The organism is Bacillus sp. EKM206B (assembly GCF_011066015.1).
GTDB classification, from domain to species: domain Bacteria; phylum Bacillota; class Bacilli; order Bacillales; family Bacillaceae; genus Bacillus; species Bacillus velezensis.
In genome coordinates this window covers 53,541-76,355 of sequence record NZ_JAAMNL010000012.1, presented here as the reverse complement: position 1 = coordinate 76,355, position 22,815 = coordinate 53,541, and the positions used below count along the sequence as shown (strand labels likewise).

Sequence of the window (22,815 nt, the reverse complement as noted above, 5' to 3'; positions counted from 1 at the left end):
AAACAACCAATCACCGATAAACTATCGGCAATTGGCTGTTTAAAAGGTGTTTTGACCCCTGTCTCAAAAACGGGGGGGCAGTCCCGGATTCAGCCGGCGTTTTTCTATTTATACGAATGCAGAAAAGTTATACTCCGTAATCGGGGTTTCATTTTCGATATCGCGCCTGAAGGTTTTCAGCATCTCAAGTTCCTCGTCCCCGAGTGAATTGAGGTCAAACGCCTGATGCAATAATCCGTAGATCAGCATATGGCGCAGCCGGAGGAAATCCGGGATGTGTTCAAGCCAGGCGGGATCAAGGTCATTTTCTTCCCTGTAGCCTTTCATAAAGTGAGTCATGAATTCACCCGTAAACGCGGCCTTGTCTTCATACGGGATGACCGGATACCACAACATGTTGTACAGCAGAATACTGATATCATTCACAAACCAATTGTAGCCGATATCATCAAAATCAAATGCAGTGATTTTTCCGTTGTCCCAATTGAAATTGCCGTGGTGCAGATCGGCGTGCACAAGGCCGTAGTTTTCAGGGTTCTTCGGCAAACGGCGCAGTTTTTCCATTAGAGCATCCGCCCGCTCAAATACGAGATGCTGATCTGCGGGCACGTATTTTCTCAGCTTAAGCTGCTCCTCTTCATCCCATTCCTGCCTTTTATATGTCGGATCGCTCAGACGGTAGCTTTTCGTCAGCCGGTGCATGTTCCCCGTGTACTTTCCAAGCTCGTAAAACAGAGTTCCGTTCCAGTCTGATTCCTCCACTTTGCGTCCGGGCGCTTTTTCATAGACTCTTACTAAAAACGCTCCGCCTTTTCCATCCGGCACTTCTTCGACATCTTTGCCATTTAATGAAGGAATCGGCTTTGCTGCTGAAAGCCCTCCCTTTGCCAGATGATGAAGCCATTCCATTTCTCCGAGAATATATTCCGGTGTTCTTCTGATCGTATGCGTAATTTTTAAAATATAAGGTTCGTTATCTTTCACAATTTCATATACGTAGTTCTCGGCGTCCGCAATAAATTGAAACTTGGTAAAGCCGTATATTTCACCTGCTTCAGCGAGCACCTTATCTTCCTCAAAAATCGCTTTAATATCTTTATGCATGCTGATTCACCCTTTTCATAACGTTTGTAGGCGGTGTGTGTACTCAGCAAATGTCATTCATCAACATTCCTGCCCTTCTTTTTTCACAGCAGATTAGTAACATCCGCTTAGAATGAAATGTGTTTTCCTGTTAATTCCTGATTATACAAATATCTTAACATACCTCATTTCCTCGCTCCAACGATATCACAATAAAAAAAACCCTTGCTCATACAGAAATGAACAAGGGCATCTTGGTTAATCGTAAATATGGACGGTCGGTTCTTTGTCACCCGCATTGCGGACGATCAGCGCTTCCTGCCCGTCAGACGAGGTAATGTTAATTTCGACATCAACTGAGCCTTTTGAATAATAATCCATCAGCTCACCTGTTAAGTATTGGGTGAAGGCGATGACTTCGCTTTTCCCGTAAAATTGCATCGGGATTTCAATCTTCATTTTTCTCATTTCATCGTTTTCGTACATTGCCGTTCCGACGACTCCGGTGTAATTCGGGAAGTAGCTGTCGATGGCGTTTTTGAAGCGTTTAAATACTTCAGAATCATCAGGGTATTTCTTTGCCGTGTCTGTATCCGCCGGATAGAAGACGTACTTTTCTTTGACATCATCCCAGTTTGAAATGGTGGATGAGCCGGCTTTGACTTCTGTTTTTGCAATGTAATTCCCCGGTACGATTGATGTTTTCGGCGCTTGTTTATAAAGGGCGACGGTAATCGGCACATTTTTCAGGTTATCCATTTTCCGAAGGCGGTTAACGACTTCCTGGGCGATTTCTTCACCGTGGCTGCGGATCGTTTTGTCACTTAGCTCCACTTCCTGCTGCGGATCACCTGTGTTTTCACGGTAATAGTATACAGAGTTGAGAGCGAGACCGATCATGATACCGCCAAGCTGGATGGAATTTTTATCTTTTCTTACTAAGTAATCCTGCTCAAGCATGGACGCTAAGTAAATCGGGCTGTTTTCATTTTTCTCTTTTGCCGATCCCGAGCTTGGCAGCACGGGATTTAAGCCGAGATTCTGAAAATTGGAATCTGCCTTTTTCGCCTTTTTCAGATCACTGCCTTCTTTTTTGCGGTCAAGCCAGCTGAGTACCGTGTCCTCATCTAAATACTGGCCTTCCTGATACAAATAGTCATCCGTCGGGAACGTGTCTTGAGCGAGCCGCATCAGACCCGTCTCGAATTCATCGATGTCCAGCCTCGTGTTCAGCCGGTCCGCGGTCAGGCCGCGCGCTTTTCCGGCCTTAAACGGAAGCACCATTTTATAGTAGGAATCAGAGATATTATATTTCGGTATGATCGCTTTTTCAGAAGACTTTGCCGTTTTCTGCGTGATCTCTTCCTCTTTGTTCCCCCCGAAACTCGGCGAACAGGCCGACAGCATGAGTACTGCCGCCGTTGCCGTCGCCGCCAATGCCAACATCTTTTTCAATAGAAAACACTCCTCTTATTTCTTTAGCTCTCCCAATAGCTGTGCTTCATTCCATACTTCAATGTTTAATTCCTGCGCTTTTGTCAGCTTGCTTCCGGCCGCTTCTCCGGCAATCAGCAAATCTGTTTTTTTGCTGACAGATCCCGTCAGCTTTCCGCCGAGCGCTTCAATCTGCGCCTTGGCTTCATTTCTGGACAGCTCTTCAAGCTTTCCGGTCAACACGATGGTTTTGCCGGCAAAATAAGAGTCGCTGTCCTCCGCTTTTACTTTTTTCGGGCCTTTGTAGAGTGTGTTCACACCGAGTTCCTCAAGTTCATTCAATAGCTCAAGCATTTCTTCTTTGCGGAAATAGGTGATAACGGCATCGGCCATCTTTTCGCCGATTTCATCCACCGCAAGCAGCTCTTCTTCCGTGGCTTGTTTCAGATTTTCCAGGCTTTCAAAATGCATGGCGAGTGTTTTGGCCGCTTTTGAGCCGATAAAACGGATGCCGAGACCGAACAGCAGGCGTTCCAGCGAATTCTCTTTCGACTTTTGGATGGAGCTGATCAGATTGTCAGTTGATTTTTCCCCCATCCGCTCAAGCCGGATGACCTGCTCTTTCGTCAGCTTATACAAATCAGCGACATTACGGACGAGATGTTCACGGAAAAGCTGTGTGATGACACGTTCTCCGAGTCCGTCAATATTCATCGCGTTGCGTGAGACAAAGTGAATCAGGCCTTCTCTGATCTGCGCCGGACATTCCGGATTGATGCAGCGCAGCGCGACTTCTCCTTCAATGCGGACAAGTTCGCTTTCGCACTCAGGGCAGCTGGTCGGCATATTGAATTCTTTTTCTTCCCCGGTCCGCTGTTCGATTAAGACATTGACGACCTCAGGGATGATGTCGCCCGCTTTTTTGACGACCACTTTATCGAGAATGCGGATATCCTTCTCTTTAATTAAATCTTCGTTATGAAGGGATGCTCTTGAGACCGTCGTTCCCGCGACTTTTACCGGTTCCAGAACGGCGGTCGGCGTAATGACGCCCGTTCTTCCGACATTCAGTTCGATATCGAGAAGTTTTGTCACGACCTCTTCCGCCGGGAATTTATAAGCAATCGCCCAGCGCGGGCTTTTTGCCGTATACCCGAGCTCTTCCTGCTGGTCGAGCGAATCGACTTTGATGACGATTCCGTCAATTTCATACGGGAGATCGGCCCGCTTCGCCTGCAGCTCTTCGATCATTTCAATGACTTCATCTATCGTGGCGCATTTTTTCCGTTCCTGGTTTGTTTTAAAACCGAGCTCATCCAGAAAATCCAGGCCCTGACTCTGTGTTTCCACACCCATTTCGTCAAGCTCCGCTATACTGTAGACGAAGATGTCAAGATTTCGTTTCGCTGCAATTTTCGGATCGAGCTGTCTGAGTGAGCCCGCAGCCGCGTTCCGGGGATTGGCGAACGGCTCCTCTTCATGTTTCAGCCTTTCTTCATTGAGCGCTTCAAATGACTGTTTCGGCATGTACGCCTCTCCGCGCACTTCTATGGAAAGATTCCGTTTCATTTTCAGCGGAATGTTGCGGATCGTTTTTAAGTTTTCCGTGATATCTTCGCCCGTCGTTCCGTCTCCTCTTGTCGCGCCTCTGACGAAATAGCCGTCTTCATAACGGAGAGAAACAGCAAGACCGTCTATTTTCAGCTCCACATTATAAGCGACGCCGTCACCGACAGCCTGACGGACGCGGCGGTCAAAATCGCGGAGATCATCATCGTTAAATGCGTTGCCGAGACTGAGCATCGGCGTGCCATGCTGCACCTTTTGAAACGATTCAAGCACCGCTCCCCCGACCCGCTGTGTGGGCGAATCAGGCGTTCTGAGTTCCGGGTGCTCTTCCTCTATGGCAATCAGCTCCTGCATCAGTCTGTCGTACTCGGAATCCGGCACGCTCGGTTCATCTAAGGTGTAATATTCATAACTGTACTGATCGATGGTGCGGCGCAATTCTTCTGCCCGGTGTTTCGCTGTTTCTTTGTCCATCATGTTCTTCCTTTCCTCTTCAGGTTACTGCTTTTCAATCGGCGCAAAAGCGGCAAGCAGACGCTTCACGCCGACTGGGCTCGGGAATGCGATATCAAGCTCGGTGCTTTCTCCTTCTCCTTTTACGCTGACAACCGTTCCGGTGCCCCATTTTTTATGGCCCGCTTTATCGCCGACCGCCCAGCTGAGCGAGTCGCCGCCTGTTTTGTTCGCATAGGAAACGGGACGGGATACGGGCCCGCGTTTTGGCTGCACTTTTCTTCCCGGCTGCATGCGAGGTGTTTTCTTCTCATTTAGGTTCTCCAATAAATCGCCAGGTATTTCCCTGATAAAGCGGGATTCCGGATTCATATTGGTGCGGCCGAATAAGGTGCGCATTTTGGCATTCGTTAAATACAGTTCTTCTTCAGCCCTCGTAATGCCTACATATGCGAGCCTGCGTTCTTCTTCCATCTCGGCTTCTTCCATCAGGGAGCGGCTGTGCGGGAACACGCCTTCTTCCATGCCCATTAAGAACACGACAGGAAATTCAAGCCCCTTAGCGGCGTGCAGTGTCATTAAAGTGACGGCATCCTTTCCGCCTGATTCCTCTTCCTTCTGGTCAAGCTGGTCAATATCCGCAATCAGCGCCAAATCAGTCAGAAACGCGACGAGAGACTTGTCTTCGCTTTTTTGTTCGAAGTTTTTCGTCACGGAAAGAAACTCGTCGATATTTTCAAGGCGGCTTTGGGCTTCGATGGATTTTTCGGCCTTCAGCATTTCTCTGTATTCCGTTTTCTCGAGAATTTCTTCCGTGAGTTCCGTAATGGACAGGTAATCCTGCATGTTCGTCAGATTTTCAATCATCGCGCCAAAGCCGTCAAGCGCGTTTGCCGCTTTCGCGCTGACGCCGATGAAATCAACCTGTTTGATCGCCTGGAACATTGACATTCCGTTCATCGCCGCATATGAAGCGATTTTTTCTAGTGAAGTGGCGCCGACGCCCCGCTTCGGCACATTGACGATCCGCGTAAAACTGATGTCGTCGTCCGGGTTTGACACAAGGCGCAGGTATGCGAGAATGTCTTTAATTTCTTTCCTGTCGTAGAACTTGGTTCCGCCGACGATATTGTAGTTCAGTCCGGATTTTAAAAGGGTTTCCTCAATGACGCGCGACTGGGCGTTTGTCCGGTATAAAATCGCGATATCGGAAAGCTTCCGCCGGCCCGAGCTGTGCAGCTCGTAAATTTTGCCCGCGACGAATTGGCCTTCGCCGAATTCATTGTCGCCGCTGTAATAAGAAAGCTTGATGCCTTCGTCATTTTCCGTCCACAGGTTTTTCGGCTTGCGGTTTGAGTTGTTTTTGATCACTTCGTTAGCCGCCTGCAGAATCCGCTTTGTTGAGCGGTAGTTTTGCTCGAGCAAAATCACGTTTGCGCTCGGATAATCTTTTTCAAAGGAAAGGATATTCGCGATATCCGCCCCGCGCCATCTGTAAATGGACTGGTCGGAGTCACCGACGACGCAGATATTTTCAAGACGGGCCGCAAGCTGCTTCACAAGCAGGTATTGCGCCCTGTTCGTATCCTGATACTCGTCTACGTGAATGTACTGGAATTTGCGCTGATAAAACTCAAGCACTTCCGGCACACGCTCGAAAAGCTTAATCGTCGTCATGATTAAATCATCAAAATCGAGCGATTGGTTTTTCAGCAGTTTTTTCTGATAATCGGTATACACGTCACTCGTGACCTGATCGTAGTAGCCGCCGGCCGTTTTTGCGAATTCCTCAGGTTCGATCAGCTCGTTTTTTGCGCTGCTGATGGAGCCTAAAATACTTCTCGGATCAAACTTTTTCGGATCGATATTCCGCTCTTTCAGAATCCCTTTAATAACGGAAAGCTGATCAGCCGTATCAAGAATGGAGAAATTTCGGTTGATGCCGATTCTGTCAATATCCCTGCGCAGAATCCGCACGCACATGCTGTGGAAGGTGGATATCCAGATTTCATCCGCGCCGGGTCCGAGAATGCTCTCTACCCGCTCCTTCATTTCTCTGGCGGCTTTATTTGTAAATGTAATCGCCAGAATGTTCCATGGCGCCACGTGTTTTTCCGCCATTAAGTATGCGATTCTGTGCGTCAGCACACGTGTTTTTCCGCTTCCCGCGCCCGCCATCAGAAGCAGCGGACCGTCCGTCGTCTTGACCGCTTCCTGCTGAACGGGATTTAATCCGCTTAATAATTGATTGCTAATGTAATTCATATCCGTTCACCGCCTATCAAACATATGTTCTATCATAAATCAATTTCGGCCGCTTGGCTACTTTGTCTTTACAGCCGCCACCGTTTTAAGCGCCTGATCAAAATCTTCATATACGGCATTTCCGACAACGATGACATCGGCATGACGGCCGAACCGTTCCGCCGTTTCCGCGTCTTTAATGCCGCCTCCGTAAAACAGGACGGACTTGTCCAGCACAGCTTTCGTTTTCTCCACCGTTTCTATGTCCGCCAGCATCCCGCTGTATTCCAGATAAAAAATCGGGAGATGAAGCAAATGTTCCGCGACCCGCGCATAGGCGAGAATATCTTCTGTTTCTATATGTGTATCCGCCTCCGTCAAAGCGGCCGCCTTACAATCAGGGTTGACGATGCAGTAGCCCTCCGTCACGATTTCCTCCATTGACATGAGCTCTCCGTATTCTTTCATCGCCTGATGATGCATGCCGACAATCCAGTCCGCCTTTTTGCTGTTGAGCACACTCGGAATGAAATAAAGATCAAACCCGGGCACAATGGAATCAATCGTCGACACCTCAAGTACGCACGGCACTAAAAACCGCCGCACCTTTGACATCAGTCTCAGCACATTGTCCTCGGTGATATTGTCGCTTCCTCCGATCACAATGGCGTCAGTCCCTGATTCACAAAGCCGTTCCAGCTGTTCATCCGGTAAATCTTTATTCGGATCGAGTTTAAAAACATGCTTCCACTCGTTAACATCGTACATGCGTTTTCGTTCCTCCATTCGTTTCTTGCCATTTAAACATTATAACAAATTCGTTTGGCCCGGAAAAACGGAAAAAGACGTCATTCACCTGATTCACAAAAAAAGATTGCGCTCCGCCGGACGGGAAACGGCTATGTTTGAAAACAGACAATATGTGGAATGTCAAAGAGAAAAAAGACAAGGAGTCTGATCTCAATGGAACAAGCCATTATCGTACTGATTTGTATATTGATTTTTATTATTTTAGTTCCCGCCGCATTGTTTCTCTGGATATACATAAGAGACGAAAAGCAGGAAGAACATTCAGTGCTGCGCAATTATCCCGTAGCGGGAAAACTGCGCTATATATTTGAAAAAATCGGACCTGAGCTGCGGCAGTATTTATTCAGCAATGATAACGAAGAACAGCCGTTTTCCCGGAGAGAATATGAACAGACGGTCATGTCCGGAAAGTATAAAAGCAGAATGATGGGCTTCGGCTCAGAACGGGATTTCAATCAGCCGGGCTATTATATCCGTAACGCCCTCTTCCCGAAACAAAGGGAGGAGCTGCGCGCAGATCAGACGCCGAAGATCGACACGATGGTATACAAAATTGACAAAGACAACCTGCTGAAACGCAGCGAACACCGCGAAAAAGCAAAAGCGGACCCTTATTACCTGCATCCGGACGATGTGCAAGTGATCGGCCGCGACACATGCAAAAAGCCGTTTTATGTGAAAGGGTTAATCGGACAATCAGCGATGAGCTACGGCTCACTTGGCGACAGGGCAATCACCGCCCTGTCAAAAGGGCTGCACCAGGCCGGCGGCACATGGATGAATACAGGCGAAGGCGGCCTGTCTGAGTATCACCTGAAAGGCGGCGCGGATATTATCTGCCAAATCGGCCCCGGCCTGTTCGGCGTCCGCACCGAAGATGGAGAATTTTCGTGGGAAGAATTTAAGAAAAAAAGCCGCCTCGAGCAGATTAAAGCCTTTGAATTAAAGCTTGCGCAAGGGGCGAAAGCAAGAGGCGGGCATATTGACGGTTCAAAGGTGACCGAAGAAATTGCCGCCATCAGAAATGTGCAGCCCGGACAATCCATTGACAGCCCAAACCGCTTCAACGAGTTCTCAAATGTTCCGGACATGCTTGATTTCATTGAGAAATTAAGGACTGTCGGTGAAAAACCGGTCGGTATCAAAATTGTCCCGGGCAGCCGCAAAGACCTTGAAGACCTTATTTCCTGTATGAGTTCATCAGGCAAACTTCCCGACTTTATTACGATTGACGGCAGTGAAGGGGGAACGGGAGCTTCTTTCCATGAGCTGGCGGATTCCGTCGGCCTGCCGATTCTGACCGGCCTCCCCCTTGTTGACGGCCTTTTGAAGACATACGGGATAAGAGATAAGCTGAAAATTTTCGCATCCGGAAAGCTGCTCACTCCGGATAAGATTGCCGTTGCCCTCGCGTTAGGCGCGGATTTTGTCAATATTGCCCGGGGAATGATGTTTTCAGTCGGCTGTATCCGCGCTCAAGTATGCCACACCAATCATTGTCCTGTCGGAGTGGCGACAACCGACCCAAAACTTCAGCGCGCGCTCAGTATCGAGGATAAACAGGACCGCGTCTGCAACTACGTGCTCTCGTTGCGTGAAGGGCTGTTTCACCTTGCCGCTGCGGCGGGCATCAGCTCGCCGATTCATTTCTCAGCTGAACACATCGTATACCGGGAGGAAGACGGAAGCCTGAGGGAACTTCCCGGCCCTTTGAATCAGCACGCATAAAAAAAAACCGCCTGCCGTCATCGGCAGAGCGGTTTTTTACGTAGCTGAGGAGGATTCTCCTTTGTTTACGCGGTCAAGCGCCATTTCATAGGCGTCGTTACCATAATTTAAGCAGCGCTTCACCCGGGAAATCGTCGCTGTGGAAGCACCCGTTTCGCTTTCTATTTTGTGATACGTATTTCCTTCGCGGAGCATTCTTGCCACTTCCAAACGCTGCGCCAGCGATTGGATTTCATTAATCGTACAAAGATCGTCAAAGAAACGATAGCATTCCTCCAGATCTTTCAGCGATAAAATAGATAAAAATAACTGGTCCAGTTCTTTTCCGCGTAATTTATCGATTTGCATCGTCAAACACCTTCTCCTTTACTAATGGAAGCTGCATCGAGATCAGGCACGATATTAATCCATGTCTTTCCTGGCACAAACGGAAGAATCTCACCGCCTTTTACGGGCAGAATACGGCCGTCTTTATATTCCCAGTCTGACTCTATAACATCGCCGTGCTGAAGCAGGAGGCCCTTCCCCCCTGACTGAATATCGATGGCCCGCCTTCCATCTTTGTCTGTCATGCGATGGCCGGCTTCAACAATAAAAATGTTGTGCATGGCTAAAGGCTTTCCGGTCTCCCGGTCTGTCGCTTTCACACCATCAGAGCTTCTTGTATAAGCATCAGCTTTTTTATCATAATCGTATTCGACAAGATTTGTAATGTTTTGTGTTCCATAATCTATCCGAATATTGTAGGTTTCATTTCCTGGTTTTGCATCTGATGTCTGAAATGGGAGCGGTTCTGTTTTTCCGTTCAGCTTGTATCCTTTTTGTTCCGCCGCCTTCCTGATATTGTCATACGACGTGTAGGAATTGTGGGGCGGCTTGCTGAAATCGGCTCTCCAAAACAGGCTTCCGTCAAAATCCAAACCGTTTATATAATCGTAAGCTCCGGACTCCAGCTGCTTTTTTGCGCCGGGACTCCAGCCATGATGGACAAATATGCTGTTAAACCCGCTGCTGAGCGTGACAAAATATTCCCTCGCGCTCCGCACAGGCCCGACCGTTTCCGGCATCTCACTTTGAAAAATCGCGAGAAACCGCGTAATCCGGCCCTCCGCGAGCGCTTCGATGACAACATCCGCCTTTGACAGCCCGGATTGGGGCCTCGCCTTCGGATGATTGTTCACTGCGACTGCAATCGGACGGCGTTCTGCAAGCTTCTGCTCAGTTTTCAGCCCCGTTAAAGGAGCTTCCGCTTCTTTCGGCTGTACCTGATCGGCATTATTCTGCCGGCAGGCGGCAAGCAGCAAAAACGCAAAACAAAGCATACAAACGGTTTTCCATCTTTTCATATGTCGGCTCCCTGCTTTTATATTTTAACGCATTATCGATGGAAAGAGTACAGTTTTTTTCATCACGTCAAATATTCCTCTCGGCGTAATGCGGATATAAGGCAGGTGTGTGCTCTGCAAAAAGAGCAGCGTATAGATCGGATCGCAGAATCGGTAGCCCCGCTCCTCCAGCAACATCCTCAGTTTTTGCTCTTTCTCAAGCACTTCTTCATACTTCTCCGCGGATGCAGAACCGTTTAAGGCGAGGGGAATCTCATGAAGAATCTTCCCGTTTTCGGCAAGCACGATTCCGCCGCCGATTTCTTTCATCCGTGAGAAAGCGAGCAGGATATCTTCTTTATTTTTTCCGGCAGCGATAATATCTCCGGTTGTCGTGTAGGAACTGACAAAGCCCTGCACCTGATCGGCAAAACCTTTCAGCATTGTATTGACCCGCCATTTTCCATGCTTATCGAGAAGCGTGAGATAGCATTCATCATGATCAAAAGAAAGCTGGTCAACAGAATTATCAATCGCAATCATATACGGCTCCATAATGACCGCGTTGCGCATGGTCACACCCATCGGCATTGAAAACTGTAAATCATCCATCGTCATATCATATGAAAGCTCAAGAGGGACAAGACCGCCCTTTTTCCAATCCGTTTCTGTAAACGCATTCATATTTCGGCCGTCTTCCCTCAGCAGGATGCCTTTGGAGATCACCGTGACCGGGTCCGGATTCATCGGGTCATCGAGAATGTTCAATGAAGCAAGCCGTCCCGGACCGACCACACCGAGAAAGTCGTCCATCTGATAATACTTCGCGATATTAAAGGAGGCCATATTGTAGGCATCGATCGCCGGAACTCCTTCCTCCAAAGCGATTTTGATTAATTCATTCGTCATGCCGTCTTTATAAAAAAGCGGCGTCGCTCCATCCGTCGTGTAGAAGAAATGATCATAATGCCGGAAGCCTTTTTGATGAAGATCCTGCAAAATCGTTCTCAAATCAGGGCGGATGGATGAATGTCTGAGCGAAACATAGTAGCCCAATTCAAGCCGTCTCATCACCTCGCCGCCATTCATCGCCTCGTGGTCGGAATCAGCTCCGAACAGTTTCATCTTCGTCAGTGTTTTTTCAGAGGCTCCGGGAAAATGCCCTTCTATCCGCTTGCGCAGTTTTTTTGTCGCCTGCATGCAATGAAGCATCAGGTCATCGCCGTCCATGAGGCGCGGCCATCCGGTCAATTCTCCGCCTTGAATGACATCCGGGTGCTCAATCCATTGCTTTCGGACATCAAAAGAAAGAAGCTGATCCTCATTCAGCACTTCAGTCTGCAGATCATATCTGGACCACCAGAAATATTGCACCGGCTGTTTTTTCAGTTCTTCCAATATAGTAAGCGCTTTCTTTTTACCGCTATGCAAAAGAAAAAACAAGTTATCATTAACAAACGTCGTTGTTCCGAATTGAGACACATATTCGGCGAGCGTTTGGGGATTATATATTTGAAAAGGATGTGTATGCGGTTCAATGTAACCTGGCACAATGTATTTTCCTTCACAATTTATGGTATGAATGTGCTCTGCTGCATCAGGAAGCTCATCACCAACATATACAATTCGGTCTCCGTAAATCCAGACATTCTTTTTCAGCCATTGTTTTAAAAAAGGATTTAATACGAGAGCATCCCGTAAAAGTAGCGTTGGAAGCAGCTTTGAGTCTACAACATCCGCCTGTGATCTGATGTCTTTATTTTTCCAGTTAAAGGTACGTTCGGACATTCACATACTCTCCTTCGCTTATATTAGACCCATCGTATCACATCCGCACAATTATCGCACGGCTAAAACGTTACAAATTATTGAAGATGAATGAAAAATTTTTCTAAGGGAGCTGAAATGATGAAACCGAATATCAGTTTATTAAATGCCGTTATGCGCATCACTTGCGGCCTCACCATTTTGTCTGCTGCGTCAGCGAAATACACGAGAAAACCTTGGTGCAAGATGCATCTCTTCTGTATGATGATGGGCGCGATGAAAGCGGCATCCGGCATCCTCCGCTTCTGTCCGGTGACATATATGTTCCAAGCTGGAATGAATCAGGATGACAGCCATCAGCAAGAAAAATAACAAGCCGTTTCGGCTTGTTATTTAATTTCTCCTGTCCCGCGAGTCTGAGAAGAATCCGTCTATACGCCGGAGGACTTCATCGATGACTGCGTGTCACACGGCAAGCCGACAGTCTTAGTCGTCTTTTCAGAAGAAAACCCGCATCTTATATGACGCGGGGTTTTCCTCTTTATCGCCGCGATGCTTTCAGCGCACGGGCGCCGATGTCGCTTCTGTAAAACAGTCCGGGTTTTGTCAGCCCTGAAACGGTGCTGTACACTTTATCTCTCGCCGCTTCAAATGTCCCCGCAAATGCCGTGACATTGGCGACCCGGCCGCCGTTTGTAACAAATTGTCCGCCGTCTTTTTTCGTTCCGGCATGAAAAACAGCGATCCCGTCTTCAGCGGACGTCAAACTGCCGATCGGAGTGCCTTTCGCATAGCCTTCCGGATAGCCTTCAGAAGCCAGCACAACGCTGACGGCGGCCGTATCCTTCCACCTTAGGTCAACATCCTTCTCATGCAGAAGATCTAAGAGCACCTGAATGAGGTCAGATTCCATTCTCGGCACGACGACCTGTGTTTCCGGATCTCCGAAGCGCGCGTTGAATTCAATGACTTTTGATCCGTTTTCCGTCAGAATCAGCCCCGCGTACAGCACGCCCGTGAAGGAGCGCCCCTCTTTGACCATTGCTTTTGCCGCCGGCTTCACAATCGTTTCGACTGCGCTTCTGACGATATCATCGGAAATGTGCGGCACCGGTGAGTAGGCTCCCATTCCGCCCGTATTCGGCCCTTTATCTCCATCGAAGGCGCGTTTATGATCTTGAGCGATGACCATCGGATAGACGGTCTCCCCTTTTACAAACGCCATTAAAGAAAATTCTTCGCCGGCGAGGAACTCTTCAATGACCACAGATGCGCTCGCCTCCCCGAATTTCTCATCCTCAAGAAAATCGTGCAGGCATTCAATCGCTTCTTCTTCCGTCATCGCGACCGTGACACCTTTTCCGGCGGCAAGCCCGTCCGCTTTAATGACAATCGGCGCACCTTTTTGCTGCACATATGCTTTCGCCTCTTCAAATGAAGTAAACGTCTCATACTCCGCCGTCGGAATGCCGTATTTTTTCATTAAATCCTTGGCAAACTGTTTGCTCCCTTCAATGATTGCCGCTTTTTCAGACGGTCCGAAAACAAGCAGTCCGGCTTTTTCAAACTCGTCCGCTATCCCTTCAATCAGAGGAACTTCGGGGCCGATAATCGTCAGCCCGACATGATGTTCTTTCGCAAACGCAATGAGTGCAGCATGATCGCTTTCTTCAATGTTGACCAGCGTCGCGCAGTCTGCCATACCGTCATTTCCGGGCGCGGCGTACACCGTGTCAACAAGCGGGCTTTGCGCCGCTTTCCAAGCCAATGTATGCTCTCTGCCGCCTTTTCCGATAATCAATACATTCACGCTTCGTTCCCCCTCTTAATGTTTGAAATGTCTGATGCCGGTGAATACCATGGCGATGCCGTATTCATCCGCTTTTTTAATCGAATCTTCATCACGGACCGATCCGCCTGGCTGGATAATCGCCGTGACACCGGCTTTTGCGGCTTCTTCGACTGTATCCGGCATCGGGAAAAACGCGTCTGATCCGAGCGCGCTGCCCTTTGCTTTTTCTCCGGCCTGCTCAATGGCGATTTTAGCTGAACCGACGCGATTCATCTGCCCCGCTCCCACACCGACCGTCATATGGTCTTTTGCAAGAACGATCGCGTTGGATTTCACATGTTTGACGACTTTCCAGGCCAGCTTCAAATCCTCCCATTCCTGCTCGCTCGGCTCTCTTTTTGTCGGGATGCTGATGTCGGCGTCATCAAATCCATGGACGTCTAAATCTTGAATCAAAAGGCCGCCCTGTACGGATGTCAGCTGTTTTTCTTTCTTCCCTGATGCGGACACGTCAAGCGTGAGCAGACGAAGGTTTTTCTTCGCCGTCAGTACGTTCAGCGCTTCTTCACTGAAAGAAGGGGCGATAATGATTTCTAAAAAGATGCCGTGAAGGGCTTCAGCCGTTGCCTGATCAACTTCACGGTTCAGCGCGATGATGCCGCCGAAAATGGAGGTTTTATCAGCTTCATACGCTTTATTGAATGCTTCCTCAATTGAAGCTCCCGTACCGACTCCGCACGGGTTCATATGTTTAACGGCAACAGCTGCGGGTTCTGTAAATTCCCGGACGATTTGAACGGCCGCATCTGCGTCCTTAATATTGTTGTAAGAAAGCTCTTTGCCGTGAAGCTGTTTTGCCGCCGCGATGGAACCGGAGACGGGAAGTGCGCTTTGATAGAAAACAGCCTCTTGGTGAGGGTTTTCACCATAGCGGAGCGATTGTTTTTTCTCAAATGTAACGGTGAATTGCTCAGGGTCTTTCTCACCGGCCTCGCGTGTTAAGTAATCAGCGATTAATGCGTCGTATGCCGCGGTATGGCGGAATACTTTGGCCGCAAGCTCGCGTTTTCTTTTAAGCGAAACGCCGCCGTGTTCTTTAATCTCATTGAGCACGGAGCTGTAATCGGCCGGATCTGTGATGACCGTCACATCCTGATGGTTTTTCGATGCGGCGCGCAGCATGCCGGGACCGCCGATATCAATGTTTTCTATCGCTTCATCGTATGTTACGTCTTCTTTCGAAATCGTTTCTTTAAACGGGTAAAGGTTGACGACCACAAGGTCAATGGGGGCAATGCCATGCTCATTGATCTGCGCCATATGCTCTTCATTGTCTCTTACGGCAAGCAGTCCGCCGTGAATATTAGGATGGAGCGTTTTTAACCGTCCGTCCATAATTTCAGGAAATCCGGTCACTTCTGAAATGCCGATGACATCCACACCGTTTTCCTGAAGAAGTTTTTTTGTTCCTCCGGTCGAAATGACTTCGACGCCGAGCTCTGTCAGTTCCTTTACGAAAGGTACGAGATTTGTTTTATCAGAAACACTGATTAGTGCGCGTTTGATTGTCATGCCTTTTCACCTCTGTTATTTAGTCCCAGCAGCTGTTTCACAACGCTCGGATACCATTTGTGCTCAAGCTCGTGTATTGTATGCTCTATGTCTTCAAGCGTATCGTTTTCCTGTATTTCGAATGCTTTTTGCGCGATAATCGGTCCGGTGTCCATGCCTTCGTCGACGTAATGAACGGTAATGCCCGCCACTTTCACACCGGCCCGATACGCCTGTCCGACAGCGTCAATCCCGGGGAATGCCGGAAGAAGCGAGGGATGTATATTAATAATGCGGCCCCCGTATGCTTCAAGCAGCGTATCTCCAATCAGTCTCATATAGCCGGCGAGAACGATTAATTCCGCCCCGTGCAGGCGCAGCTGTTCAATAACGGCCCGTTCAAAGGCCGCTTTGTTTTCAAAAGATGACGGTTCAAAGGCGAATGACGGAATGTGTAAAGCCTCCGCCCTTTCCACCGCCTTTGCCTGAGGCTTATCCGTCACGAGAAGCGAGAGCTCCGCATCCCACTTCTCTTCTCTCATGCGTTTGGCAATGGCCTCGAAGTTCGATCCGTTTCCTGAAGCAAATACCGCAAACTTTTTCATGAAAGAGCCGCACCGCCGAAAGAAATGCCTTCGCCCCGCTTGACCCGGCCGATCAGATAAGCCTTCTCGCCCTGAGCTTCAAGCGTGTCGATAACGTCTGTCAAGTCCTCTTCTTTAACGGCAAGGACAAAACCGATGCCCATATTAAAGACATTGAACATTTCTTCTTCTTTCAGCTTGCCGTGCTCCTGCAGAAACGGAAAAATCGGCGGGATCGGCCATGATCCGTGATCAATTTCCGCGCTCAATCCGTCCGGCAGCATCCGCGGGATGTTCTCGATGAATCCTCCGCCTGTCACATGCGCCATGCCGTCTACCTTACCGCTTTTCACCGCCTTGAGCACCGGCTTCACATATATTCTCGTCGGTTCCAGCAATTCTTCTCCGAGAGGACGCGCAAACGGTTCATAGACAGTATCCAAATCAAGTCCGCCGTCATCAAGAAGCACTTTTCTCACTAGGGAAAATCCGTTGCTGTGAAGGCCGCTTGAAGTAAGTCCGATTAAGAGATGCCCCTCTTCAATATGTTCACCGGTGACGATTTCGTCTTTTTCCGCGACGCCGACTGAAAAGCCCGCAATATCGTATTCATCAGCCGTATACAGCCCCGGCATTTCCGCCGTCTCACCGCCGATAAGCGCTGATCCTGACTGCTCGCATCCGTCCGCCACGCCCTGAACGATCTGCTCAATTTTTACCGGATCGGCCTTGCCGACCGCTAAATAATCAAGGAAAAACAGCGGCTCCGCTCCTTGGGCAAGCACATCATTTACACACATCGCGACCGCATCGACGCCGATCGTGTCATGCTTATCCATTGAAAATGCGAGTTTCAGCTTAGTGCCGACACCGTCTGTTCCGGAAATTAAAACAGGCTTTTGATACGGAAGCTCTGACAGATCAAACATTCCGCCAAAGCCGCCCAGGCTTCCCATAACGCCGAGCCTTTTCGTGCGCTCCACGTGTTTTTTCATTCGTTTGACGGCTTCATATCCGGCTTCGATGTCAACTCCGGCATTTTTATAAGCATCAGACATCCCTATCACTCCTTGTCAATTCGTTTCTCCTTAAAAGGCAGAAAGAGAAAGGCAGCCTGAATTCCCGCTGCCTTTATGTCATTTTCACATTTTATTTTGTCAGCACCGCTTCTTTTACGTGAGGAAGCACTGTATCCTGATAAATTTCCGTCGGATATTTGCCCGTAAAACAAGCGAGGCATTGTCCGCAATTGGTGTCTTCAAATGTTCGGCCGACTCCTTTTAACAATCCGTCTACACTTAAGAAAGAAAGCGTGTCAGCACCGATGATCTGGCGGATTTCTTCCACGGAATGAGAAGAAGCGATCAGCTCCTCATGGGTTGATGTGTCGATGCCGTAGAAGCACGGATGAGCGATCGGCGGTGAACTAATTTTCACATGCACCTCTGTCGCACCCGCTTCTCTGAGCATCGTGACAATCCGGCGGCTTGTCGTCCCGCGCACGATGGAATCATCAACCATGACGACCCGTTTTCCTTCGACAACACCGCGGACGGCGGACAGCTTCATTCTGACGCCTTGCTCACGGAGAGCCTGTGACGGCTGGATAAACGTTCTGCCGACATAACGGTTTTTAATGAGACCGAGTTCGTACGGGATGCCCGTTGCCTCGGCATAGCCGATGGCTGCAGAAATACTGGAATCAGGCACGCCTGTGACGACATCCGCTTCAACCGCGGACTCCTGGGCAAGCATTTTTCCGAGGTTTTTCCGGGCGCTGTGCACGTTAATGCCGTCGATATTACTGTCAGGCCTTGAGAAATAAATGTACTCCATACTGCAGATGGAGCGGTTGATATTCATGGAGAAACGCTCTGATTTCATGCCTTCATCATTGATGATCAGCATTTCGCCCGGCTCTACCTCGCGAAGATACGTCGCACCGACGACATCGAATGCGCATGTTTCTGATGCGACGACGTAAGCATCACCCATCATGCCGATTGACAGCGGTCTGAGTCCATTCGGGTCAAGCGCTACGATCATTTCTGTTTCAGTCATGATTAAAAAGGCATAAGCGCCTTTCAGCATAGATAGCGAATTTTTGATTTGATCCTTCAGCGAAAAGTGGCCGCTGCGTTTAATCAGATGAGCCAGCACTTCCGTATCGGAGGAAGTCTGAAAGATGCTCCCTTGGTTTTCAAGCTGCTGCTTCAACTGTGTGGCGTTGACCAAGTTGCCGTTATGGGCGAGCGCGAGGCTGCCGTTGTTTTGCGAACGGAACAGGAGCGGCTGGACATTTTCATATCCGCCTCCGCCAGCCGTCGCATAACGGACGTGCCCGATCGCGCCTTTTCCCTTCACTTTGCTCAGTTCGCCGTTTTGAAAAACCTCGGTAATAAGCCCCTGTCCTTTATGCGCCGTCAGTTTTTCACCGTCAGTCGCCACGATGCCGGCGCCTTCCTGTCCTCTGTGCTGGAGGCTGTGGAGGCCGTAATACGTGATCTGCGGAGCTTCTTCATGTCCCCAGATGCCAAACACACCGCATTCTTCATTCAGGCCTTTGATTTCAGCAAGCATGGAATAGCTCCTTTCCACGCGCGCTCTAGTTCTTTCGTTTGCGCGTGAACCAATTGTTGTCCGTCCTGGTTTTGAATCGCCAGAAGTCCGTCAGCCGTTACCTCGCCGATATGAACCGCATCAGCCACAGCCGCTTCAAACGCCGCTTGGTGTTCTTTTTTCACCGAAACGACGAAGCGAGATTGAGATTCAGAGAATAATAATGCCGCTTCTCCTGCTACAGTCACGTTGGCGCCAAGGTTTTCCGTCGTCATGACGCTTTCTGCAATCGCTACGCCTAAGCCGCCTTCAGACACATCATGCGCTGATTGAACGAAGCCTTTTTTAATCGCGTCAAGCAATGCTTTTTGGCGTGACAGCTCTATATCAAGATCGATTTGCGGCGCTTTGCCGTAAATGCGGCCTTCTGTCATTTTTTGCAGTTCGCTTCCGGCAAACTCAAGTTTTGTTTCGCCGATCACGTATACAAGATCCCCCGCTTGTTTGAAATGCTGTGTCGTAATATGAGCGGTATCTTCAATTAAGCCGACCATGCCGATAACAGGCGTCGGGTAGATCGCCGTTCCGTTCGATTCATTATAAAGTGATACGTTTCCGCCGATGACGGGTGTGCTGAGAACATTGCACGCCTCGCTGATGCCGTCGGCCGCTTTTTCGATCTGCCAGAAAATTTCAGGTTTTTCCGGGTTTCCGAAATTCAGATTATCCGTGACCGCAAGCGGTTCGGCACCGGAGCATACGATGTTGCGCGCCGCTTCGGCAACTGCGATTTTCCCGCCTTTTTCTGGATCAAGATATAAATAACGGGCGTTGCAATCCGTCGTCATTGCCAGCGCTTTTTTCGTGCCGCGGATTCTGAGCACTCCCGCGTCAGAGCCCGGAGCGACCACCGTATTTGTGCGCACCATGTAGTCATATTGATCGTACACCCACTCTTTGCTGGCGATTGTCGGCTGCTGCAGCAGGGCAAAAAGCGTCTCTGTCGCATCTTTTACTTCAGGCGCGGGAACTTCCGTTTCCTGAAACTCGCGGTAGTACGCGGGTTCTGCTGACGGCTTGTGGTATACAGGTGCTTCTTCCGCCAGCGCGTCGACCGGAAGCTCGCAAACAACCTCTCCGTTATGGCGGAGGCGGAGCATTTTATCATCCGTAACATGACCTACGGAAACCGCTTCAAGATCATATTTATCAAAAATATCGACAATTTCCTGTTCACGTCCGCGTTCAATGACGAGAAGCATGCGTTCCTGAGACTCGGAAAGCATCATTTCGTAAGCGGTCATACCTGTTTCCCGCTGCGGAATGAGATCAAGGTTCATTTCAATGCCTGAGCCGGCTTTGCTTGCCATTTCAGCACTCGAACTTGTCAGACCGGCCGCCCCCATATCCTGAATGCCGACTAAGGCGTCGCATTGGATGACTTCAAGGCATGCTTCCAGGAGAAGTTTTTCCATGAAAGGATCGCCGACCTGCACCGCGGAACGTTTTTCTTCAGATGAATCTGACATTTCTTCCGATGCGAAAGTAGCGCCGTGTATGCCGTCGCGGCCCGTTTTAGCGCCGACGTACATGACCGTGTTGCCGACACCTTTCGCCTGGCCTTTTTTAATATCTTTATGATCAATTAAGCCGACGCACATTGCATTGACAAGCGGATTGCCCTCATAGCTTGCGTCAAACTGCACTTCTCCGCCGACCGTCGGAATTCCGATACAGTTTCCGTATCCCGCGATTCCCGCCACTACTTCTTCAAACAAGTACTTCACACGAGGTGAAGTGAGCTCACCAAATCGAAGAGAGTTTAATACAGCTATCGGACGGGCGCCCATTGAGAAAACGTCACGGATGATGCCGCCCACTCCCGTCGCAGCACCTTGGTATGGCTCAATCGCTGACGGATGGTTATGAGATTCAATTTTGAACACGACCGCCTGATTGTCACCGATGTCAACGATTCCCGCGCCTTCACCGGGACCCTGCAGCACGCGTTCGCCGCTAGTCGGGAATTTGCGTAAAACCGGTTTTGAGTTTTTATAGCTGCAGTGCTCTGACCACATGACGGAAAAAATCCCGATTTCCGTGTAGTTCGGCAATCTTCCGATAATAGATTCAATGAGTGCGAACTCGTCATCACTGACACCCATTTGCTGATAGAGTTTCTCTTCTTTTATTTGTTCTTTACTTGGTTCAAGCAGTAGCGACATGAGTTTCCCTCCAATTTTTCACGATAGACCGGAACAATGTAAGACCGTCTGCGCTGCCGAGCAGTTCATCGACTGCGCGCTCGGGGTGAGGCATCATGCCTAATACGTTGCCTTTCTCATTCACGACGCCGGCAATGCCGCTGACGCTTCCGTTAATATCGCCGCCGTATGTGAAGGCGATTTGATTGTTTTCTTTTAATCTTTCAAGCGTTTCGTCATCACAGTAGAAATTGCCTTCGCCGTGGGCAACCGGAATCGTAATCGATTGTCCTTTTTCATAGGAAGATGTGAATAACGTGCCGCCGTTCTGCACGATTAATTCAACCGGGCGGCAGATGAACTTTAAATCTTTGTTGCGTCTCATCGCGCCGGGCAGAAGTCCGAGCTCCTGCAGAATCTGGAATCCGTTGCAGACGCCGAGAACCGGTTTTCCTTCGGCAGCCGCTTTTTTCACAGCCGGCATGATGTTTGCGAATCTGGCGATGGCGCCGCATCTCAAGTAGTCGCCGTATGAAAACCCGCCGGGGATGAGCACGCCGTCAAATCCGTCAAGGCTTGTTTCCTCGTGCCAGACATACTCGACTTCTTCGCCGAGTTCGTCCTTTACGGCGTGGAACATATCAATATCACAGTTGGAGCCGGGTAACACAATCACCGCAAATTTCACTGTGCGACAACCTCCTCAACTTCATATCGGTAGTCTTCAATGACTGTATTGGCAAGGAGCTTTTCACACATTTCTTTCACGAGCGCGTCAAGATCGCGGTCAGATTTTTCAATCGTCAGCTCCATGTATTTTCCGATGCGCACATCCTGCACTTCATTGTAGGTCATGCTGTGCAATGCATGCTGCACCGCGCTTCCTTGAGGATCGAGCACACTTTCTTTTAAGCTGACATAAACTTTCACTTTATACATTATGAAATGCCTCCTAGTCTTTTGAAAATCTCTTCATATGCGTCGGTTAAGCTTCCCAGGTTCCGTCTGAACAAATCTTTATCGAGCTTTTCGTTTGTGTCTTTGTCCCACAGACGGCACGTGTCAGGAGAAATTTCATCCGCTAAAAGCACCCGTCCCTCTGCGTCTAAGCCGAATTCCAGCTTAAAATCTATTAATCTGACGCCGCAGTCTTCAAAAATAAGCTGCAGCTCTTGATTCACCTGTTTTGTAATCGATTTGATCGTTTCCACCTGCTCAGGAGCCGCCGCTTTTAAAAGCCAGATATGATCTTCTGTGATGAGCGGATCGCCGAGTGCGTCATCTTTATAGTAAAATTCGATAATCGGCTGCGGAAGCTCAGTTCCTTCCGGGATGCCGAGACGTTTCGACATGCTTCCGGCGGCAACGTTTCTGACCACGACTTCAAGGGGAATGATGCTCACTTTTTTGATAAGCTGCTCTGATTCTGAAACACGCTCCACAAAGTGGTTGTCAATTCCTTCGGCATGCAGATGTTTGAAAATCAGGCTTGAAATTTCATTGTTCAGACGGCCCTTTCCGCTGATCTCCGCTTTTTTCTCACCGTTAAAGGCTGTTGCGGAATCCTTGTAGACCACGCGGAGAATCTGTTCGTCCTCAGTTTGATAAATCCGTTTCGCTTTTCCTTCATAAAGAAGATTATTGTTCACAATATTCACGGAAGGCCTCCTAACCCGAATGTTGGGAATATTCAATCTATGGCGGCTGAAGAA

General features: G+C 49.1%; 19 protein-coding genes. 2 read left to right on the top strand and 17 right to left on the bottom strand.

The window, feature by feature from the left end; genetic code table 11:
• Window positions 1–108: 108 nt before the first annotated feature.
• The 5 genes from G9F50_RS17865 to pcrB all read right to left on the bottom strand — a co-directional run bounded on the left by G9F50_RS17865 (window position 109) and on the right by pcrB (window position 7,551).
• The gene (locus G9F50_RS17865; RefSeq protein ID WP_039062736.1) at window positions 109–1,104 is read right to left on the bottom strand and encodes a phosphotransferase enzyme family protein; all 996 of its coding nucleotides are present in this window, start codon (window positions 1,102–1,104) and stop codon (window positions 109–111) included.
• 237 nt (window positions 1,105–1,341) lie between these two features.
• Window positions 1,342–2,538 (bottom strand): CamS family sex pheromone protein, encoded by a 1,197-nt coding sequence (locus G9F50_RS17860; protein WP_007408912.1) that lies wholly within the window; start codon window positions 2,536–2,538, stop codon window positions 1,342–1,344.
• A gap of 15 nt (window positions 2,539–2,553) precedes the next feature.
• The gene (gene ligA / locus G9F50_RS17855) at window positions 2,554–4,560 is read right to left on the bottom strand and encodes an NAD-dependent DNA ligase LigA (protein WP_017419034.1); all 2,007 of its coding nucleotides are present in this window, start codon (window positions 4,558–4,560) and stop codon (window positions 2,554–2,556) included.
• A gap of 24 nt (window positions 4,561–4,584) precedes the next feature.
• Entirely contained in the window at window positions 4,585–6,804 is a 2,220-nt protein-coding gene (gene pcrA, locus G9F50_RS17850; RefSeq protein ID WP_007408910.1) for a DNA helicase PcrA, read from the bottom strand.
• A gap of 57 nt (window positions 6,805–6,861) precedes the next feature.
• Window positions 6,862–7,551, bottom strand: coding sequence for a heptaprenylglyceryl phosphate synthase (pcrB, locus tag G9F50_RS17845; RefSeq protein ID WP_003155740.1), 690 nt, complete (start codon window positions 7,549–7,551; stop codon window positions 6,862–6,864).
• A gap of 195 nt (window positions 7,552–7,746) precedes the next feature.
• On the opposite strand from pcrB, the gene G9F50_RS17840 reads away from it, so the two are divergent.
• Window positions 7,747–9,321: an FMN-binding glutamate synthase family protein gene (locus tag G9F50_RS17840; protein WP_060562959.1), complete on the top strand. Its 1,575-nt coding sequence runs from the start codon at window positions 7,747–7,749 to the stop codon at window positions 9,319–9,321.
• 36 nt (window positions 9,322–9,357) lie between these two features.
• On the opposite strand, the gene G9F50_RS17835 is transcribed toward G9F50_RS17840, so the two are convergent.
• Genes G9F50_RS17835 through G9F50_RS17825 form a run of 3 tightly spaced genes read right to left on the bottom strand, consistent with a single transcriptional unit; the run spans window position 9,358 to window position 12,434 of the window.
• A complete protein-coding gene (locus tag G9F50_RS17835; RefSeq protein ID WP_003155745.1) occupies window positions 9,358–9,669 on the bottom strand; it encodes a YerC/YecD family TrpR-related protein in 312 nt (103 codons plus the stop codon).
• 2 nt (window positions 9,670–9,671) lie between these two features.
• A complete protein-coding gene (locus G9F50_RS17830) occupies window positions 9,672–10,667 on the bottom strand; it encodes a DUF3048 domain-containing protein (protein ID WP_012117003.1) in 996 nt (331 codons plus the stop codon).
• Window positions 10,668–10,691: 24 nt separating this feature from the next.
• The gene (locus G9F50_RS17825; protein WP_098081119.1) at window positions 10,692–12,434 is read right to left on the bottom strand and encodes an adenine deaminase; all 1,743 of its coding nucleotides are present in this window, start codon (window positions 12,432–12,434) and stop codon (window positions 10,692–10,694) included.
• A 120-nt stretch (window positions 12,435–12,554) separates the two neighbouring features.
• On the opposite strand from G9F50_RS17825, the gene G9F50_RS17820 reads away from it, so the two are divergent.
• Window positions 12,555–12,785, top strand: coding sequence for a YgaP family membrane protein (locus tag G9F50_RS17820; protein WP_003155749.1), 231 nt, complete (start codon window positions 12,555–12,557; stop codon window positions 12,783–12,785).
• A gap of 169 nt (window positions 12,786–12,954) precedes the next feature.
• On the opposite strand, the gene purD is transcribed toward G9F50_RS17820, so the two are convergent.
• From purD to purC, 9 genes are all read right to left on the bottom strand, one after another.
• The gene (gene purD, locus G9F50_RS17815) at window positions 12,955–14,223 is read right to left on the bottom strand and encodes a phosphoribosylamine--glycine ligase (protein WP_060562957.1); all 1,269 of its coding nucleotides are present in this window, start codon (window positions 14,221–14,223) and stop codon (window positions 12,955–12,957) included.
• A gap of 15 nt (window positions 14,224–14,238) precedes the next feature.
• Window positions 14,239–15,777 carry a bifunctional phosphoribosylaminoimidazolecarboxamide formyltransferase/IMP cyclohydrolase gene (gene purH, locus G9F50_RS17810; RefSeq protein WP_032871757.1) on the bottom strand — a complete coding sequence of 513 codons (1,539 nt, stop codon included), beginning with the start codon at window positions 15,775–15,777 and terminating at the stop codon, window positions 14,239–14,241.
• A complete protein-coding gene (gene purN / locus G9F50_RS17805) occupies window positions 15,774–16,361 on the bottom strand; it encodes a phosphoribosylglycinamide formyltransferase (protein WP_007408902.1) in 588 nt (195 codons plus the stop codon). Before purN ends, purH begins: the two co-directional genes overlap by 4 nt.
• The gene (gene purM / locus G9F50_RS17800; protein ID WP_015239317.1) at window positions 16,358–17,398 is read right to left on the bottom strand and encodes a phosphoribosylformylglycinamidine cyclo-ligase; all 1,041 of its coding nucleotides are present in this window, start codon (window positions 17,396–17,398) and stop codon (window positions 16,358–16,360) included. The genes purN and purM overlap by 4 nt, the downstream gene beginning before the upstream one ends.
• A 91-nt stretch (window positions 17,399–17,489) precedes the next feature.
• Entirely contained in the window at window positions 17,490–18,920 is a 1,431-nt protein-coding gene (gene purF, locus G9F50_RS17795) for an amidophosphoribosyltransferase (protein ID WP_007408900.1), read from the bottom strand.
• Window positions 18,896–21,124 carry a phosphoribosylformylglycinamidine synthase subunit PurL gene (purL, locus tag G9F50_RS17790; RefSeq protein WP_060562955.1) on the bottom strand — a complete coding sequence of 743 codons (2,229 nt, stop codon included), beginning with the start codon at window positions 21,122–21,124 and terminating at the stop codon, window positions 18,896–18,898. The genes purF and purL overlap by 25 nt, the downstream gene beginning before the upstream one ends.
• On the bottom strand, window positions 21,108–21,791 hold the full coding sequence (purQ, locus tag G9F50_RS17785) for a phosphoribosylformylglycinamidine synthase subunit PurQ (protein ID WP_007408898.1): 684 nt from the start codon (window positions 21,789–21,791) through the stop codon (window positions 21,108–21,110). Before purQ ends, purL begins: the two co-directional genes overlap by 17 nt.
• Complete coding sequence (purS, locus tag G9F50_RS17780; protein ID WP_003155758.1) at window positions 21,788–22,042, bottom strand: phosphoribosylformylglycinamidine synthase subunit PurS; 255 nt, start codon at window positions 22,040–22,042, stop codon at window positions 21,788–21,790. The genes purQ and purS overlap by 4 nt, the downstream gene beginning before the upstream one ends.
• The gene (gene purC / locus G9F50_RS17775; protein WP_060562954.1) at window positions 22,042–22,761 is read right to left on the bottom strand and encodes a phosphoribosylaminoimidazolesuccinocarboxamide synthase; all 720 of its coding nucleotides are present in this window, start codon (window positions 22,759–22,761) and stop codon (window positions 22,042–22,044) included. Before purC ends, purS begins: the two co-directional genes overlap by 1 nt.
• Window positions 22,762–22,815: the final 54 nt, after the last annotated feature.

What these genes read in the sequence shown, in the direction of transcription:
- G9F50_RS17865 (WP_039062736.1), bottom strand. Translation starts at nt 1,104, where the DNA reads ATGCATAAAGATATTAAAGCGATTTTTGAGGAAGATAAGGTGCTCGCT.
- ligA (WP_017419034.1), bottom strand. Translation starts at nt 4,560, where the DNA reads ATGGACAAAGAAACAGCGAAACACCGGGCAGAAGAATTGCGCCGCACC.
- pcrA (WP_007408910.1), bottom strand. Translation starts at nt 6,804, where the DNA reads ATGAATTACATTAGCAATCAATTATTAAGCGGATTAAATCCCGTTCAG.
- pcrB (WP_003155740.1), bottom strand. Translation starts at nt 7,551, where the DNA reads ATGTACGATGTTAACGAGTGGAAGCATGTTTTTAAACTCGATCCGAAT.
- G9F50_RS17840 (WP_060562959.1), top strand. Translation starts at nt 7,747, where the DNA reads ATGGAACAAGCCATTATCGTACTGATTTGTATATTGATTTTTATTATT.
- G9F50_RS17835 (WP_003155745.1), bottom strand. Translation starts at nt 9,669, where the DNA reads ATGCAAATCGATAAATTACGCGGAAAAGAACTGGACCAGTTATTTTTA.
- G9F50_RS17830 (WP_012117003.1), bottom strand. Translation starts at nt 10,667, where the DNA reads ATGAAAAGATGGAAAACCGTTTGTATGCTTTGTTTTGCGTTTTTGCTG.
- G9F50_RS17825 (WP_098081119.1), bottom strand. Translation starts at nt 12,434, where the DNA reads ATGTCCGAACGTACCTTTAACTGGAAAAATAAAGACATCAGATCACAG.
- G9F50_RS17820 (WP_003155749.1), top strand. Translation starts at nt 12,555, where the DNA reads ATGAAACCGAATATCAGTTTATTAAATGCCGTTATGCGCATCACTTGC.
- purH (WP_032871757.1), bottom strand. Translation starts at nt 15,777, where the DNA reads ATGACAATCAAACGCGCACTAATCAGTGTTTCTGATAAAACAAATCTC.
- purN (WP_007408902.1), bottom strand. Translation starts at nt 16,361, where the DNA reads ATGAAAAAGTTTGCGGTATTTGCTTCAGGAAACGGATCGAACTTCGAG.
- purM (WP_015239317.1), bottom strand. Translation starts at nt 17,398, where the DNA reads ATGTCTGATGCTTATAAAAATGCCGGAGTTGACATCGAAGCCGGATAT.
- purF (WP_007408900.1), bottom strand. Translation starts at nt 18,920, where the DNA reads ATGCTTGCTGAAATCAAAGGCCTGAATGAAGAATGCGGTGTGTTTGGC.
- purL (WP_060562955.1), bottom strand. Translation starts at nt 21,124, where the DNA reads ATGTCGCTACTGCTTGAACCAAGTAAAGAACAAATAAAAGAAGAGAAA.
- purS (WP_003155758.1), bottom strand. Translation starts at nt 22,042, where the DNA reads ATGTATAAAGTGAAAGTTTATGTCAGCTTAAAAGAAAGTGTGCTCGAT.